The 15697-nt window shown below is 69.5% G+C and carries 16 protein-coding genes; 3 read left to right on the forward strand and 13 right to left on the reverse strand.

The features are described from left to right. Window positions 1–81: 81 nt before the first annotated feature. The 4 genes from OG552_RS28420 to OG552_RS28435 form a co-directional block, all read right to left on the reverse strand. On the reverse strand, window positions 82–1050 hold the full coding sequence (locus tag OG552_RS28420; protein ID WP_329137707.1) for an alpha/beta fold hydrolase: 969 nt from the start codon (window positions 1048–1050) through the stop codon (window positions 82–84). A gap of 169 nt (window positions 1051–1219) precedes the next feature. Then, window positions 1220–1576, reverse strand: a complete 357-nt coding sequence (locus OG552_RS28425; protein ID WP_329137709.1) for an ArsR/SmtB family transcription factor — start codon at window positions 1574–1576, stop codon at window positions 1220–1222. Window positions 1577–1581: 5 nt separating this feature from the next. Further along, entirely contained in the window at window positions 1582–2019 is a 438-nt protein-coding gene (locus OG552_RS28430) for an SRPBCC domain-containing protein (RefSeq protein ID WP_329137711.1), read from the reverse strand. Between the two features lie 198 nt (window positions 2020–2217). Further along, on the reverse strand, window positions 2218–3411 hold the full coding sequence (locus OG552_RS28435; protein WP_329137713.1) for an acyl-CoA dehydrogenase family protein: 1194 nt from the start codon (window positions 3409–3411) through the stop codon (window positions 2218–2220). 259 nt (window positions 3412–3670) lie between these two features. Between OG552_RS28435 and OG552_RS28440 the strand changes: the two genes are divergently transcribed. Then, window positions 3671–3967, forward strand: a complete 297-nt coding sequence (locus tag OG552_RS28440) for a 3'-5' exonuclease (protein WP_443071057.1) — start codon at window positions 3671–3673, stop codon at window positions 3965–3967. Here the strand turns inward: OG552_RS28440 and OG552_RS28445 are convergent. The 9 genes from OG552_RS28445 to OG552_RS28480 form a co-directional block, all read right to left on the reverse strand. After that, on the reverse strand, window positions 3885–4238 hold the full coding sequence (locus tag OG552_RS28445; RefSeq protein ID WP_329137714.1) for a transposase: 354 nt from the start codon (window positions 4236–4238) through the stop codon (window positions 3885–3887). The genes OG552_RS28440 and OG552_RS28445 overlap by 83 nt on opposite strands. After that, the gene (locus tag OG552_RS28450) at window positions 4213–5304 is read right to left on the reverse strand and encodes a hypothetical protein (protein WP_329137716.1); all 1092 of its coding nucleotides are present in this window, start codon (window positions 5302–5304) and stop codon (window positions 4213–4215) included. The genes OG552_RS28445 and OG552_RS28450 overlap by 26 nt, the downstream gene beginning before the upstream one ends. A 6-nt stretch (window positions 5305–5310) precedes the next feature. Next, window positions 5311–7365, reverse strand: a complete 2055-nt coding sequence (gene fxlM, locus OG552_RS28455; protein ID WP_329137717.1) for a methyltransferase, FxLD system — start codon at window positions 7363–7365, stop codon at window positions 5311–5313. 51 nt (window positions 7366–7416) lie between these two features. Then, a complete protein-coding gene (locus tag OG552_RS28460; RefSeq protein WP_329137719.1) occupies window positions 7417–8487 on the reverse strand; it encodes a lanthionine synthetase C family protein in 1071 nt (356 codons plus the stop codon). Then, a complete protein-coding gene (locus OG552_RS28465; protein WP_329137722.1) occupies window positions 8484–10475 on the reverse strand; it encodes a lantibiotic dehydratase family protein in 1992 nt (663 codons plus the stop codon). The genes OG552_RS28460 and OG552_RS28465 overlap by 4 nt, the downstream gene beginning before the upstream one ends. A gap of 123 nt (window positions 10476–10598) precedes the next feature. Beyond that, on the reverse strand, window positions 10599–10781 hold the full coding sequence (locus tag OG552_RS28470; RefSeq protein WP_329137724.1) for an FxLD family lanthipeptide: 183 nt from the start codon (window positions 10779–10781) through the stop codon (window positions 10599–10601). A gap of 258 nt (window positions 10782–11039) precedes the next feature. Next, window positions 11040–11144, reverse strand: a complete 105-nt coding sequence (locus OG552_RS36505) for a hypothetical protein (RefSeq protein WP_443071058.1) — start codon at window positions 11142–11144, stop codon at window positions 11040–11042. After that, window positions 11108–12412 carry a hypothetical protein gene (locus tag OG552_RS28475; protein ID WP_329141217.1) on the reverse strand — a complete coding sequence of 435 codons (1305 nt, stop codon included), beginning with the start codon at window positions 12410–12412 and terminating at the stop codon, window positions 11108–11110. Before OG552_RS28475 ends, OG552_RS36505 begins: the two co-directional genes overlap by 37 nt. Window positions 12413–12417: 5 nt before the next feature. Continuing rightward, window positions 12418–12975: an ATP-binding protein gene (locus OG552_RS28480; protein ID WP_329137726.1), complete on the reverse strand. Its 558-nt coding sequence runs from the start codon at window positions 12973–12975 to the stop codon at window positions 12418–12420. 313 nt (window positions 12976–13288) lie between these two features. On the opposite strand from OG552_RS28480, the gene OG552_RS28485 reads away from it, so the two are divergent. Together OG552_RS28485 and OG552_RS28490 are read left to right on the forward strand one after the other, a co-directional pair. Next, on the forward strand, window positions 13289–14776 hold the full coding sequence (locus OG552_RS28485; protein WP_329137728.1) for an XRE family transcriptional regulator: 1488 nt from the start codon (window positions 13289–13291) through the stop codon (window positions 14774–14776). Between the two features lie 66 nt (window positions 14777–14842). After that, window positions 14843–15469, forward strand: coding sequence for a 2'-5' RNA ligase family protein (locus OG552_RS28490; protein WP_329137729.1), 627 nt, complete (start codon window positions 14843–14845; stop codon window positions 15467–15469). The last annotated feature ends 228 nt before the right edge of the window (window positions 15470–15697 follow it).

Raw genomic sequence — 15697 nt, forward strand, 5'->3', positions numbered from 1 at the left:
TGTCCGAGCCCGCGTCGGTGTCACCCCCGCATGCCGTGGCAGGGCCGGAGCGCGCGGATTCGATGTGCACCGTGGCCGTGCTCAGAGGCCGCCCAGGAACTTCAGCAGTTCCGCGTTGACCTCTTCCGGCCGTTCCTGCTGCGTCCAGTGCCCGACCCCGGGCAGCGCCACGGTGCGCGTCAGGTTCGGCACGAACGCCTGCAGGTTGGCGATCAGCTGGTCCATCCCCGGGAGCGTGATGCTGCCGTCCCGATCGCCGTGCATGTACAGAGCAGGGGTGGTCAGCGGCGCACCCTGCCAGGGCGCAGTCAACTCCCAGCTCAGATCGAGCGTCCGCCACCAGTTGAGGCCGCCGGTGAAACCGGTCCGGGTGAACTCGGCGACGTAGTGGTCGAGTTCGGCCTCAGTCAGCCAGTCGGGCAGCGCCGCGGGTTCCGGCATGAGGTCGAGCAGACCCTTGCCCTCGGGCACCACCGGCAGGGTGGGAGCCTGCGCTTGCGGGGAGTCGCCGAAGCCCCAGCTGAAGACGCGGGTGAGCGTGGTGCGCACATCCCGTGCCAGCTCGGCGTCGGCAACGCCGGGCTCCTGCAGGTACTGCATGTAGAACCCGTCGCCGAGTGCCTGCCTCAGGCCCGCCAGGGAGCTGATCGGGCCGCGCGGCAGGTAGGGCACACTCAGGGCGGCGACACCACGGAAGCGGTCGGGACGCAGCAACGCCGCGTTCCAGGCGACCGAGGTGCCGAAGTCGTGGCCGATCACCACGGCCTGCTCTTCGCCGAGCGCGTCGAGCAGACCTGTCACGTCGCCCACCAGGTGGAGCTGCGAGTACTGTTCCACCGCAGCCGGACGGTCGGTCTGTCCGTAGCCACGCAGGTCGGGAGCCACGACGTGGTAGCCGGCCGCCGCCAGGGCGGGCAGTTGGTGCCGCCAGGAGTACCACGTCTCCGGGAAGCCGTGCAGCAGCACGACGAGCGGCCCTTCGCCCTGTTCGGCGATGTGCGTCTGGATGCCGTTGGTCTGCACGAACCGGTGACTGGTCTGATCGCTCATGGTGCAGTCTCCTTGTCGGTCACAGGAAGTGGTGCCAACAAGCCTTCTGGCAGCGGCTGTGCGGCGGTTCTTCCCGCGTGCCGTCTTCGGCGGACCGGCGGTGCCCCCTCCGACCGACGGCCGGGTGTGCCGGCAACCCCCGTTGGCCAGCGGGAATTACCGGCACGCGCTACTCGCGTGAGTCGCGCTCCGCCGCCTCAGCGACGCGTTTGACGGCCGCCAGCCGTCGATCCCACTCGGACGCGAGACCGGCCATCCAACGGGCGGTGGCGTTCAGTGCTGCCGGCCGTAGGGAGTACCGCACCTCGCGTCCGACCCTGGTGCCGACGGCCAGCTTGGCGGCGTCCAGAACGGCAAGGTGCTTGACCACCGCCTGCCGCGAGATGGGCAGCCGCTCGGCGAGTGCGGTCGCAGTCGCCTCGCCCTGTGCGGCAAGGAGATCGAGCAGTTGACGTCGCGTCGGATCGGCCAGGGCGCCGAGGACGTTGTCGACCCCATCGGCATTGTCGCGACGTTCGTCCGTCACACGGACTACGCCTCGCTGCGCTTCTTGGCCGATCCGAGGACCTGAACCCAGCCGGTGGTGTTGTTCTTGAGCGCCTGGTCCCGGGCCTCGCCAGGGACGGTGAGCGCGGCGAAGCCGCTCTCCACGACACGCAGGCGGGTCTTGTCGCCCTCGGCGGTCAGGGTGAACTCGACGAGGGTGGAATTGTCCTCGGTCAGTTCCTGGCCGGGGAACGCGCTGGCCCAGCGGTACGCCACGTAGGTGGGCGGTTCGACCTTCTCCACCCGCACCGGGAACTCGCCGTGCTCGGGGTTCTTGGCCACCGTGGAGTCGCCGGCCTTGGCGACGGCACCGGTCAGGCTCTCCTCGGGCAGGACCCAGAAACCGGGCTCGGCCACCAGAGACCAGACCCGCTCCACCGGGGCCTCGATCAGGGTTTCGCTTTCAATGCGATCGTCGCTCATGAGGGTTCCTTCGTCGCCGATTAGTGCAACCCAATGGTTGCACATTGCCGCGAGGAGACGCAACCGATGGGTTGCGTATGAGTGGGTGAAAACGCGCAGGGGCCCCCGCTGCTGGAACGGGGACCCCTGCGCGATACGCCGCCACGAGATGCCGTACGCACTGGATGACGCCGGACGGAGCGGGCGAGCCGGACCGATCTAGATGAACATCGTGTTGGGACCCAGCCCGCAGAGCACCCGCCCGAACGTCTCGGTGTTGGAGTCAGGGCTGAACATCGGATGCACGCTGATGGCGTGGATGTCGCGCACGATCCGCTGGATCGGCTCGTGCCGGTAAATGGAAGAACCCCCGCTGGCCGAGGCGTAAAGATCGATGGCCTCCTTGGCCAGGCGGGTGGCCCACCCCTCGTCGGCGCGGACCCGCGCGCGCTCCTCGATCGTCCACGGCTCGCCGCTGGCGGCCTTGGCATCCACCAGCTCCGCCGCGTGGTACGCGTGGTACTCGGCCTGCTCAGTCTTCATCACGGCGGTACCGACCTGGATGTGCGTGATCGGCGCCTCCGCCTGGTGCTCGTAGTCGGTGTACCGGATCGGGCGTCCGGGCATCCGCTCGAAGAACGCCTCGCGGGCCGCCTTCGCCATGCCGACCAGGATGCCGACCGTCGCGGCCGATCCGGCCAGGATCGTCGGACTGCGCCAGATCGTCGAGTCGGCATTCGCCTTCGAAAGACCGTTCGGCCGGATGGCCGACTCCATGGGGATGATGTGGGTATCCGGAACGAAGACGTCCTTCGCCACGGTGGTGACGCTGCCGCTGGCGGCCATCCCCGACGTGTGCCAGTCGTCCACGATCTCCAGGCTCGACATGGGCACGGCCACGATCACCGGTTCGGGCTCCGCGCCCGGCCGGAGCAGCACCGTGGCGAGTTCCTGCCAGTTCGCGTGCAGGGCGCCGCTGACGAAGTGCCACGAGCCGTTGAGCAGGACCCCGCCGTCCACAGGCACCGCCGCACCGCTCGGACTGACGGCGCCGCAGATCCGGACGTCCGGGGTCGGGAACACCTCCTCCTGGGCCTCGTCGGGGAACAGGCCGACGATCCAGGACGCGATCCAGTAGGTCGACACCGTCCACGCCAGCGCGCCGTCGGCACGGCCGAGTTCGATGGCGACGTCCACCAGTGTCCGGGTGTCGGCCTCGTAACCGCCGAATCGGACCGGCATCCGCAACTTGAGGATCCCTGCTTCGTCCATGGCCCGGATGGAGTCGTCGTGGATGCGCCGGTGCTCCTCGGACCACTGTGCCTTCTCGCGGAGCACCGGGACCAAGGCGGCCAAGGAGTTCTTCAGTTCTTCGAGCGTCGGCTGACGCTCTGACGTTTCGGTGATCGACACCCAAGCCTCCTGAGTAGGAACCTGTGACGTGTATCGACCATCGCATTCGCCGCAGGACCGTGGTTCTCCATGGTTGCGCCGTGCCCTGCGAGCGGTTCGTGTGCCGGGCTGACCTCACCTTGTTCGACTGCGTGGACTCGCAGTTCGCACGGTGAACTCTTCGTCATCACCGCGAAGCACCCGGTCTCGGGGATCTCGCGCAGCCTGAACGCCAACCGTGTCCGGACCGGGCCACGGGAGTCGTCGCGGGGTGGGATGCGTGCCGGCCGGTGCGGTCGATGGCCTGCACGACGAGGCGGCTTGCCAGGTCACCGTTTCCACCGCCCACAAGGCAAAGGGGCTTGAATACCCGCGCGTTCAGATCGCCGCCGACTTCCACCCGCCCAAGGACACCGACCAACTCGGCCCCGATGCCCGCCCCATTCCCGGGCCCGTCGACAGCGCCGAGGCCCGCCGCCTCGCCTACGTCGCCGTCACCCGGGCCCAGCAACTCCTCGACCGAAGGCGGTCGGTGGTCTCGGTGATGAGGCTTCCTCGGTCGCTGACAGGCTGCTGAGTCGTTCGATATTCACGGCGATGGCCGTGAGGACGTGTTGCAGATGGGCTTTCGGCTGTCCTCGGTAGCGGCACCGGCGCATGCCGTGTGCGTGGGCGAACTCGTTGACAGTGCCCTCGACTCCGGAGCGGACCGCGTAGCAGCTGCTTATGAACCCTGCGCTGACCACGCGAGCGTGCGCGATTTGACCTCGGCGAAGAAGCCCACCGTCTCCCGGCCGTCGGCGGTACTCCCACGCGTTCGGGTTAGAGAAGCTCGTGGAGCGCGGCATCGGCCTGGTCCACAGCCGCGGTGAGGGTTTGGGTGTGGGCTGTTGAGAGTTTCCCGGCGCCGAGCCCGGAGGCAGTGATTACGGTTTCGAGTTTCTGTTTCTGCTCGCTGGTGAGGTGGGTCGCCGGGTGGTTCAGGACGTCTCGGGCGGCGTGGGCGTCGAGTCCGGCTGCTTCGGCGACGGCGTTCTTCAGGAGGCCAGCGTGAGGGCTGGTGCGGTCCTGGAGGAGTTCGAGCGCGGTCAGTCCGACCCGGGTCTGGAACGCGGCGGTTGTGGGGTCGGGCAGGCTGACCAGCGCGTGTGCTTGTTGGAGGACGAGGTCCAGTTCCTGCTGTGGCGTGGTTGAGTCGGGGGGCCGGCAGCAGACACGGAGGAGGGCTGCGACGGTGTTTTCCCACGGTTCGGTGGGGGCGGTGGAGTTGATCGTGGCGCGGGCTTCCTGGTCCAGGCCGCGTTCCATCAGCGACATGATCTTGATTTGGCGTCCGTCGAGGAGGCGGTTGCCGATGCCGCGGTGTGCGGTCATGGCGTCGGCGGCTTCGGTCCAGCGGCCGATCCTCGCCAGTGCTCTTGCGCCGTCTACGAGGACGGTGATCCATAGCTCCTCGCAGATCTTCCGGTGGCCGGCTTCGGTGTCGGTCAGTAGCGACAGGTCGACGGTGTTGCCGTGGATCTCCGCCGTGTCGCGTTTCTGGGCGGCGCGGTACAGGCGGGTGAGTACGTCGTAGGCGGCGTCGCCGTCGCCTTGGCGGGTCAGCAGCCGGGAGATGTTGATCAGGGGCATGAGGGCCATGACGGCGATGTTCCCGGTGAGGTGTCCGGCGTCGGCGAAGATCTTGTGCTGTCTCCAGCAGAGCTCGGCTGCCAGGTCGGGCATCCCGACGTCGGAGGCGATCAGCGCGGCGTAGTTGAGGACTCCGCCGGCGCGGGCCACCTGATCATGGTGGTCCGCGCCGGCGGGCGCGATGGTGAGTCCGGTGAGGTGGGTGATGCGTTCGTCCAGCGGTAGTGCGGGTGCCTTGGGCCGGCGGACCAGGGGGATGCGGCCGGCTATCGCGGGGACCATCGCGGGTCAGCCTTTGCGCGGCCAGTCGATGACGAGACGGCTGAAGGGCTTGTCGATGACGAAGCGCGGCTCGGTGGCGGTGAGCTGGCCGCGTGCGGCGCCGATGGCCATCCGGAAGGTGGGTTCGGGGGCGTGGTTGCCCCAGCCCTCGTTCCAGTCGCGGATCTCGCCGGTGACGTGGCCGGCGAGTTCGGTGGCGCGGGAGCCGTGGCCGATGACGCCGATCTCCCAGAACCTGCCCTGTTCGTCCTCGCCTTCGCGCACGGTCAGGTAAGCGAGGGTGTCGCCGTCGAGTGCGGCCATGGAGCCCCAGCCGAAGTGCGGGGTGAAGCCGGGGCGGGAGCCGGGCATGCGGGACAGGCCGTTGGGCAGTGCCGAGGCCAGGTAGAGGTACAGCCACTCCCAGGGGTCGCCCTGGCGGAACTTCACGCCGGAGTAGACCTTGGCCGGCGGCTGGTCCAGGACGGTGCGGATCGTGTCGCGGTCCACTTCCTGTTCGCTGAAAGTCTCCAGGCGGACGTTCCCCTCACCGGCCATGGGCACCGGCGTGTAGATGTCGTTCATGACGCCCTTGCGCAGTGGCACGAAGGTCGCCATCTCGCAGGAGACGGTCCGCCAGGTGTCGCCGTCGCGTTCGAAGGCGAAGGACCGGGAGATGCTTCCGCGGATCCGCATGGGCAGGACCAGGCGTCCGCCGGGGGCGAGCTGGTCGAGCAGTTTCGCCGGCACGTCGCCGGCGCCGACGGTGAACTGGATACGGTCGAAGGGGGCGTGCTCGGGAAGGCCGGCGGCGCCGTCGCCCAGTACGACCGTCACGTTCGCGGCCCCGGCCTGCGCGAGGTTCTTGCGGGCGCCGTCCACGAGGTCCTGGTCCACGTCCAGGGTCCACACGTGGCCACCGGGGGCCACGAGCCGGCCGAGGAGCGCGGCGTTGTAGCCGGTGGCGGCCCCGGCTTCCAGGACCTTGTGGCCGGGCTTGGCCCCCATCTGCTCCAGCTGGGTGGCGACGATCGAGGGTGCGGAGATGCAGGAGATCATCTCGCCGGCCGCGTCGTGCTTGGTGGGTACCGCGTCGTTGATGTACGCGGTCGGCAGGTCGACGCCGGGCAGGAACTGGTGGCGCTCGGTGTCGCGGAAGGCGGTGATGACGTCGGGGGTGTGCAGGGTGGTGCTGTCGATGAGGCGGTTGACGAGCGCTTCGCGCAGTTCAGTGGGGTCGGTGGCGGGCGTCACGGTGGTCTCCATTCGGGTGAGGTTAGAGGTGTGAGGGGTGGGCTTGCGGGGGGACACGTCGGCCGGTTCCTGGTCGGAGAAGGCGGCTTGGCGGCCCAGCCAGGCCGTCGCGGCTTGCTCGGTGGTGGGTACTGCGGCGCGGTTGAAGGCGAAGATCGCGTGATGGGCGAGTACGGCGCGCAGGCCCCGGGTCAGCTCTCCGTCAGCGGCGAGCTGCCGCAGTTGGCGGCCGGCGTTCTCGAACACCGCGACGCGCTCGGCCCAGTGGGGCTCGGCGTCCGGCCGCAGGGCTGCATCGGCGTTCATCAGGCGCCGCATGGCCGCGACTGCCCGTTCGCGGGGCCAGCCGGTGGGCGGGGCGATGGGCGGTCGCAGGGAGCCGAGTTTCGCCCAGACGTCGCCGGCCTCGAACGGGTCCAGTCCGGCCGCCCGGATCAGGACGGAGAGCAGCAGGACACAGCGTTCCCTGGCCCCGGGGCTGCCGGTCTCGGCCAGGGCGGCGCGGCTGTCTACGCAGAACACGTCGTGTGCGAGGCTCATGCCTTCGGGGCCGCCGAAGGCATGGGTCTCCGGTTCGTAGATGCCGACGACCCAGGCTGTGGCTGCCTGGTCGGCGACGAGGCGCTCCAGCAGGTCGGCTGCGGGCTGCTGGGTGCGCAGGCGCAGATCCCCGTCCTTGCGCAGGAAGTGGAACCGTTGCTCGCCCAGGGCGGAGGACAGTGCGCCGGCGGCTTCGGGGGTTATCCCGGTACCGCCCGGAAAGGACACGCGGGCGTGCCACCAGTCTGTCTCGGCGCGGGTGGAGAGGTTCTCGTCGTCGAAGTTCATGGTCCTGGGCGCTCCTTGTCGGTGTGCTCGGTTCGGCTGGTGGGGGTGGGATCAGGTGATCAGCAGCGCTCGGGTCCAGCCGGTGGTGTCGGCCCCGTGCAGTGCCAGTTGCGCGCCGGCCCGGCCTTCCAGGAACCCGGGCTTGGACAGCCGGTCCAGGTCAGCGGCCAGACGCTTGGTCAGGTCTGTGATCAGCGGTGCGAAGCTGTCCGGGGCTGTGCTGTCCTGGGCGACGGCGCGGGCGACGGTCACCAGGCCGGCCCAGCCGTGGCACAGCGAGGCGTCGGTGATCCGGCCCAGGCGCTTGGGGTCGCCCAGCGTGCGCACGACGGTTTCCTCTGCCGCGCACCGGCGTACCGGATCGCCGAGGGCGAGCGCGGCCAGTTGCTGGGCGCGGGCGATCCCGATCTCGCCGTAGCACCAGGACGGGCGGGCGGGTTCCGGCTCGGGTGTTCCATTGGCCGAGAGTTGGTCGTGGGTGGTCCAGTAGCAGCCGCCGTACGTGTCCAGCCAACGTGCGAACGTCTCGATGGCGTCCTGCTGCCCCGGCACCTGCACGTCGTCGCGGAGCGCGATGGACAGTACGGCCAGGACACCGGCGATGCCGTGGGCGACGCCGTTGTTGCTGTGCCCGCCGTCCATCTCCTCACCGGCAGGGCCGGCCTGCGACCACCACCCCGGCAGCTCCCGGCCTGCGATAGGGACCGGCCGGGACAGGGAGACCAGGTGGGCCAAGACCTGCTTCAGCAGCGGCGAGGCCGCGCTGCGGGTCAGCAGCAGCGCGGCCAGCCCGGTCAGCCCCCGGATGAGGTCGAACTCGGCGAGATGGGGCAGGGTCCCGGATGCCTGCCGGCGGCGCGCTGCGGCCAGCCGGGCTGCCACGGCGCGGTCCACCGCATCACGGACTTCCCGGCCGGTACGCCCGGCGCGGCTGAGCACGAACTCCACCGCCGGGGCGCCATGGAAAAGGGATGCGTTGCCACCCGCGCTGACACCGCCCGCCACCGCCTGGGTCAGGTGGTGCCGCGCGGAGGCGAGATCACCGCGCTCGATGTGCAGCAGCGCTGCACCCAGTGCGCCCTCCGACAGATCCTGCGTCCGGGGGCCGGTGGCCGCCGTCATGAGCGTGCCTGCAGCGGGATGACGAGGCTGTGGGCCCGGCCGCCGAGCCATCCGTCGGCATCCGGCGGTGGCGCGTCGTGCAGTTGCGCGACACCGGTCGGGCCGGCGTCGAGGTGGGCGCGCAGCAGGTCCAGGTGCATGTCCTGGCGGAGATCGAGGGGAAGCCGTCGGTCGTCCTCGGCCAGGAGCACGCAGTCCGGCACGCCGAACCGGTGCATCCAGGCGTGGAGCCGCACGGCCCATTCATCCAGCGTCGCGGCGCGGCCGGGCAGATCCCGGGCGCGCAGCTTCCACCGCGCGGCAACCAGGATCGACCGCCGGTAGTGCACTGCCGGGGTGAACGGCAGCGTCCAGGCCGCGCCCCAGTCGAACCACGTCACCTGCGGTGCTGCGGACCGGCTGATCTCGGCGAGGAATCGCGGCAGGGAAGGGGTGTAGTTGTTCCACAGGAAGTTGATCGCGGTGGGCGCGAGCACCTCCAGGCGTGTGCCGGTGGCGGCCTCGACGAGATAGAGGCGGCCGTCGCGTATGCCGACGGCCAGGTCGGACGGGAACAGGACCCCTTCCGTGCGGTGCCGGAACTCCCCGACGCTGATCACCCGGGGCAGCACCTGCGGGGCACGGGTCAGCAGGTCCGCATGGACGCGGGCGGCGTGGAAGGAGAGCTGGACCAGCTCCGCACCCGGCTCGACCGTGGGCAGGACGGTGTAAGCCGTGCCAGCGTCCGGGAACAGGTGCCAGAACCTACCCGTCATCGAACCGGCCGCACGGGAGACGGTGGACACCTGAAGGCGGAAGTCACCGCGGTCCAGAGCCTCCGTCGAGCCGGCCCGCACCTGCACGCCCAGCTCCAGGTGAGGCGGGCGGAGAACGGCCTTACCCGCGGCGGCCTCCAATTGCTCGATCATCTCGCCGGACAGGGCCACCGACCTGCTGCCCTTGACACCCGCGATCCCCGCCAGCTCCAGCAGGAGCCGGTCCCGCCGGGTCATCGGGCGGGGAGCCACGGACACCTGTCCGAACCCCTCGGGGAAGCCCAAGCCCCGCTCGCTGTCGGTCACCAGCTCCAGCGGCACCTCGACGCCCTCGCCGTAGCGCTCGGCGAACTGCTCGGCGTACCGGCGCCACACCAGGGTTCCCGTCGGATGCGCGGCGAGCCGGGTCAGGACGGTCGCGGCGGTCTCCGCCTCCGTCAGGACAGCCTCCGGTAACCGCACCGCGGCGTCCAACCGCAGATCCGGCGCCGTCCAGCTGTGCCGGGCCTCTTCACGCAGAGCGGCCGGCAGGGAACCGGTCGGATCAACGACGGTGGCGGGGGCCCGCAGCGAGGAACGCAGCAGCCGCACCCCCAGGAGCTGCGCGAGCAGTCCGGCCCGGTGGTGCGCGGCCGTGTTCGGGAATTCGGCGGCGAGCTTGTCCGCCAGGGCCGAGTACCGGATCGGGGACCGGGCCGCGTCGAGCACCAGCGCGACCGCGGGCGTCAACGCGAGGGTGAACTCCGAGGCGCCCTCGGAAGGGACGTAGACGCGCCCGCCTCGCTGTTGCGCGAGGTTGTTGACGCATACGTCGATGCCGGCCATCCGCTGGGCGTCCGTCTCCCAGGCGGTGATCGCCGCGTCCAGCGCCACCGGGTCCGGCCGGGCGACGGCCTGGTGCCGCTCGCCGACACGGGCCTCGGCCGCTTCGCCGAACCCGACCGATGCGACACCCGCGAACAGGCCGTACGGGGTGGAGCGGCGCGTGGACCTGATGGCGTAACGCGCGGTGGCGAGGGCCGCCCGCCGTGCCCGGCGCACCTTCGGGGATGCTCCGTTGAGAATCGACTGGACTTGGCGGGCCAGGTCCGGGCTCGCGCTGGTCACGGCCTGCCGGAAGGTGTCATCGGCCCACACGGCGGCCAGCCACGAACGCCAGCGTGCGAGTGAGGCGGAAGGTCCCGGCCAGGGCGGCATGTCCGGGCCGCTGAGGTTCACCGCGGCGCGCAGCATCCCGCCATGGATACCGCGATACCAGCTATGGCGTGACCGTGTCATCACCCACACTCCGTTCTGGGCAGAGGGTGCGGGCTGGACGGGGTCGCCCGTCCAGCCCGCACCGTTGGACTGGACCGGCTACGAGGTGGTGCAGGCGCTCGGGCAGGAGCTACCGCAGTTGTCGCCGGTGCCGCACATCAGCACCGTCTCGGTTGCCGGGGTGTTCTCGATGAAGGTGATGTCGAGCTGGAACGGGTCGTCGTGGATGACCTCGGCGGCCGGCGGCACGGCAGCCACCGGCTCCTCCAGGTGGACGGTCATACGGGTCTCCTTGCGTAGTGACGGGTAGTGCACGGTTCCGGGCCCCCGTCGGGCCCGGGGACTTGGTGCCAGGCGACCGCGGACGGTGCCGTGGTGCGTGGCCACGAGCAACCCGGCAGAGGGGGCGAGGGCGGAGACCTTCCGGGATGGCTACCGCCGGGAAGAGGTGGTCCGTATCCGGGTGCGTCCCGTCGCCCTGGCCGGCACTTGGACCGCTGGGAGGGCCGGCCGGAATGCGCGTTTGCCGGGCGGCCGTTGTCACGCCTCGGTTGCGAGGGGTGTGTCGGTCACGGCCAGCGTGAGGTGCACCGAGTAGTCCGGCGTGGTCACCTCGTGCTTGACGCCACGGGGAAGCAGCAGCACGTCCCCTGCACGGGTGAGCAGGTCGTACGGATCGCCGCCGGGCGGCCAGAGCCGCCAGGACTTTGCTCCCCGCACCTGACGATGACGCCGTCCCATTCGTCGTCGTGCGCACCGAGGCTGCGGTCCCCGGCCCGCGACTCATACATGGTGCAAACGACACGGTGGCGGAGCAGCCCCGCCAGGCGCAGCGCGACGAGGCTGTACCAGCCGTCGGACTGGGAGTGGAGTGCGTGCTGCCCGGTTTCCGAGAGCGTGTCGCCGCCGTTGTGGCTGAGCGCCGGATGGCCTTGCCGCCACAGGGAGAGGTGCAGGTGCAGTCCGTTGCTGGTAGCGGTGGTGGGGGCGGCCATGAAGGTGGCGGTTTTTTGGGTCCAGTCGGCGGTCTGGCGGGCGAGGTGTTTGAAAAGGGTGTGGTGGTCGGCTGCGGCCATGGCAGGCCCGTAGCGGAAGGTGACCTCCTTCTGGCCGGGGTCGGCTTCGGTCTTGACCGCTTCCCGCGGCAGCCCGGCGCCGGTGAGACCGTCTTCCAGTTCGCGCAGGAACTGCCCCTGGTGCAGCGGATGGTGCAGGGCGTAGTCGCCGCTGTACGTCCCGAGGGGTCGGAGGGTGTGGACGGCGTCGTCCTGCGGGCCGCGGAACACCGTGAACTCGCACTCCAGGCCGGCCTTCGCCGTCAGGCCCCAGCTGAACTCAAGACGCTGGAGTTGGCGGCGGAGCACCTGGCGCGGGGAGACCTCGACGGGACTTGCCTGCAGATGGTGGGCGTCGGCCAGGACGATGACTTCCCGGATGTCTCGCGATGTGTCGCCGTCGGTACGGTGCGCTCCCGTGACCGGCCACCAGGCCGTGAGATCCGGCTGGAGGAAGATGTCGCCGAAGCCGGTCTCCCAGGAGGTCAGGGCGAAGCCGTACAGGGGCCGCATGTCGAGATCGGTGGCCGGCAGGTAGGAGCAGACGTCGGCGCCTTGGGGGCGGTAGGCGCGCAGGACCAGCTCGGCGCTGACACGCGCGTGCATCATCAGGGTGTCGCCGCTTCCCGGCTCCTCGTCCAGCCGCTGCCGCACCACGTGCGTGCCGGCCGCGGCCGACCCGAGGACCTGGGAGTGTGACGTACGCGGTGCCCAGCTGGTGCCGGTATCGGCCAGGAGGTCCCGCATCGGCATCCAGTGCCCGACCTTGATCGCGTCGACCGCCCACTGCAGCGCGGTGTCCAGGCCGGCGGGCTGGAACGCCGGCTGGTACTCCCCTGCGGGAGTGCCCCGCTCCATGCGGCTCACGCCCGACCCCGGGCAAGCGTGCACCAGGTCGTCGTCCCGTCTGAACTGACACCCCAGTCGGCAGCAACCTGGGAAACGATCAGCAGGCCACGGCCACGCTCGTCGTCCACCCCGGCTTCATGGATCTGAGGACGACGTGGACAACCGTCGTCAAGGGCGATGAGCAGCAGATCCCTCGCGATAACCAGCCGGAATACCAACTCCGGTCCCTGGCCGTGCTGGAGGCCATTCGCGGCGAGTTCGCTGATGAGGAGTTCCGCGTCATCAACGAGTTCATGGATCCCCCAGCTGCGCAACTTCGCCGTCGACAGCCGGCGAAGGAGGCCCGCCCACCGCCGCTCGTGTTCCGCCATCGCCCCAGGGCGCCCGGTCTCGCGCACCAGGCGCAGGACCAGTTCATCCACAACCATTTCGGGCCCGCCAGCGTGTAACGCGGTGAGGCCGGCTGAAGCCGCCGAGAGAGTCGTACGAGAGCAGAACCGGTCCTCGTCGGCAGAGGCTTCGACCGCACGACGACAGACGTCCTGCTGGGGGAACGGACGAGTGGTCGTCATTGTCGGCTCCAAGTCGATTTCGGCGGAGGCGGAACAGGGCATCGGTAGTGCATGCCCCGGCCTCAGGCTCGCCCCGGGTCGGGATGGCGGCGTGGTCCAACGATCCCGCTGAAGCCGATGGCCCGTCACGGGCATGGGTGTCCGTTGAATCCGTACAGGTGACACTTTGTTGACCTGGGGAAACGGTAATTTTCGGGCGGGATTTCGGGCGCTGGGTCACTCCTGAAACCGGGCAAAGCTCTTCGGTCGGGATCCCTGCTTGAGTACGGTTGATGCACCATCACGCATCTCGCACGATCCCCGGGAGCCCGCCATGGCTCAGCGACCGAAGACCGGTAGTAAATCCGAACGCGATTCTCTGCGTCACGAGATGCTGTCCGGCGGCTTCACCCTCGCCGATATCGCATCCGAGATGCGCGCACGTTTCGGTTTCCGCCCCCGTGAGGCGTGGCGGCACACCCTTGGCTGGAGCACCCAGCAGGCGGCGGACCGTATCAACGAGGTGGCCACGGGTCGCCGGGACGCGGTCGCGGCAGACGCGTCTTTGGTTGGCAAGTGGGAGAAATGGCCATCAGCCGCCGGCCGCCGGCCCGGAGAAAAACTGCTTTCCCTGATGGCAGAGACGTACGGGTGCTCCGTCGGACAACTCCTGGACCTGGAAGACCACCGGGCGATGCCTGCCCGCTCGATGCGACCGAGTCAGGCACTGACGGCGGAGGTCTCCGATCCGGTCTCCACGCATGCGCAGCACCCTGCGCCGGCTGCGGCGCTGAACAGCCCCACGGGATCTGAGGCGGTACGCCGGGCAGCCGAGGAGTCGGCGGCCTGGGCAGCATGGGCGGATCCGACGAACATCGGCGACATCGCTCTGGAACAATTGCATGCCGACGTCCGTCGCCTCGCCGATGAGTACCTCGGTGGCGACGCGGTGAGCGTCTTCGTACGCACCCGAAGCCTTCGCGACAGTGTCTTCCGACTGCTGGAGGGACATCAGAGCCCCCGCCAGTCCGCGGAGCTTTACGTCGTCGCCGGCTATGCATGCGCGCTGCTCGCCTGGATGTCATCAGACCTCGGCCACCTTGCCGATGCCGACACCCACGGCCGCACCGCCTGGTTGTGCGGAGAGAAGGCCGGTCACCAGGGGCTGCTCGCGTGGACCGCGTCCACACGCAGCAAGATCGCCATCTGGGACGGACGCCTGCGCGACGCCGTCAACCATGCCCGACGCGGCGCTTCTTACGCCGCAGAAGGGACAGTCGGCGCCCTGCTCGCCTGTCAGGAGGCTGATGCCTGGTCCAAGATCGGAGCTGCCGCCGAGACGGAAGACGCCCTGCACCGCGCCGAGTCCGCTCGCAGCACAGTCACGGGCCAGGACGAGATCGGCGGCCTGTTCGCCTGCTCCCTCGGCCGCCAGGAGCAGTATCACGCCAGCGCTCATCTGCGGACCGGCAAGTACGAGCCGGCCCTTGCTGAAGCGGACAGCGCACAGGCCCATCTGCAAACCCAGCCGCAACGCGCCTACGGCACAGAAGCTCAGACCGCCATCAGCCAGGCCATAGGGCACGTCGGCCTGGGCCATCCGGAAGCAGTGATGGAAGTGCTCGTCTCGGTACTCCAACTACGGCCTGAGCAGCGCCTCGACACCGTCGTCAGCCGCATGCGGGAACTCACCGCGATGATGAGGCACGTACCTGGCTCGCGTGGGGCGGAAAGTGTCCGCGCGCGGGCGGAGCTCACCGACTGGTGCCAGGACTCTGCTCCCTCACGCCTCGCTCTCCCCTCGGGCAGCACCTTCTCCTGACGAGACGCCTGCCACACTTCCCTTACCCGGCCGGCCCGGCAAGGCCCGATGAGCGAGGAGCCATCAGTGACCGATCAGAACGAGCCCATGACCATGCGCGATCACTGGTGGTGGCGACCCGGCTGGCGTGAAGGCCGCTCGTTCTACACATGGCATCTGACCTTCGCCGACCAGCCGGACGTACACCGCTTCGCCGCTGAGTACCGACAGACCCTCGGCCGCCTGGCCGGCCTCGACCTCATCCCCGACCGATGGCTGCACCTGACCATGCAAGGCATTGGCTTCGCAGGAGAGATACCCGAGTCCACGGTCGAGGAGATCGCAAGCGCCGCCGCACCTCGACTCGCAGCACTCCACTCCTTCGCTATCACCCTCAGTACGCCGATCGTGGACCCTGAGGCACTCCTCGTGCCTGTTCAGCCGCACCAGACCGTCACTCAGCTGCGCGATGCGATCCGCGTCTCCATCGGCGACGTTCTTGGCGAAGTCCCGGAGAGCGCAGGGGGTTTCGTGCCCCACGTCTCCCTCGCGTACAGCAACTCCGACGGCGCAGCTGCTCCATTCGCCGAGGCAATTGCGGCTTCTGACATCGCACCGGCCAAGGCACGGATCACCCACGTGGACCTGATCCGCATCAACCGCGACCACCGGATGTACGAGTGGACCGAAGTTCGACGCCTCCCGCTCGACTGATCAAGCCGGGCCTTGGGTCAAGGCCCCTGCCGGCCGCGTGAGCGGGTGGGTTAATTCGGTGGCGGCCGGCGGCGGGGTGCGGCTAGGGTCCGTGGGTGTTGGAGGGGGCCCGGACGGGGCCCGGTTGGGCGTGTGCAGGATCAGGGAGGTGTGACCGATGGCTGTTTTTGAGATGGGCGCTGCCCGCATTCGGCTGATCGTGCTGTTCACCTCCGTGGTCTCCGGCTG

It is taken from the genome of Streptomyces sp. NBC_01476 (genome assembly GCF_036227265.1).
Taxonomy (GTDB): domain Bacteria; phylum Actinomycetota; class Actinomycetes; order Streptomycetales; family Streptomycetaceae; genus Actinacidiphila.

Excerpts from the sequence above, each read along its gene's own strand:
- OG552_RS28420 (WP_329137707.1), bottom strand. The coding sequence starts at position 1,050 with ATGAGCGATCAGACCAGTCACCGGTTCGTGCAGACCAACGGCATCCAG.
- OG552_RS28430 (WP_329137711.1), bottom strand. The coding sequence starts at position 2,019 with ATGAGCGACGATCGCATTGAAAGCGAAACCCTGATCGAGGCCCCGGTG.
- OG552_RS28445 (WP_329137714.1), bottom strand. The coding sequence starts at position 4,238 with ATGCCGCGCTCCACGAGCTTCTCTAACCCGAACGCGTGGGAGTACCGC.
- OG552_RS28450 (WP_329137716.1), bottom strand. The coding sequence starts at position 5,304 with ATGGTCCCCGCGATAGCCGGCCGCATCCCCCTGGTCCGCCGGCCCAAG.
- fxlM (WP_329137717.1), bottom strand. The coding sequence starts at position 7,365 with ATGAACTTCGACGACGAGAACCTCTCCACCCGCGCCGAGACAGACTGG.
- OG552_RS28460 (WP_329137719.1), bottom strand. The coding sequence starts at position 8,487 with ATGACGGCGGCCACCGGCCCCCGGACGCAGGATCTGTCGGAGGGCGCA.
- OG552_RS28465 (WP_329137722.1), bottom strand. The coding sequence starts at position 10,475 with ATGCTGCGCGCCGCGGTGAACCTCAGCGGCCCGGACATGCCGCCCTGG.
- OG552_RS28470 (WP_329137724.1), bottom strand. The coding sequence starts at position 10,781 with ATGACCGTCCACCTGGAGGAGCCGGTGGCTGCCGTGCCGCCGGCCGCC.
- OG552_RS28475 (WP_329141217.1), bottom strand. The coding sequence starts at position 12,412 with ATGGAGCGGGGCACTCCCGCAGGGGAGTACCAGCCGGCGTTCCAGCCC.
- OG552_RS28480 (WP_329137726.1), bottom strand. The coding sequence starts at position 12,975 with ATGACGACCACTCGTCCGTTCCCCCAGCAGGACGTCTGTCGTCGTGCG.
- OG552_RS28485 (WP_329137728.1), top strand. The coding sequence starts at position 13,289 with ATGGCTCAGCGACCGAAGACCGGTAGTAAATCCGAACGCGATTCTCTG.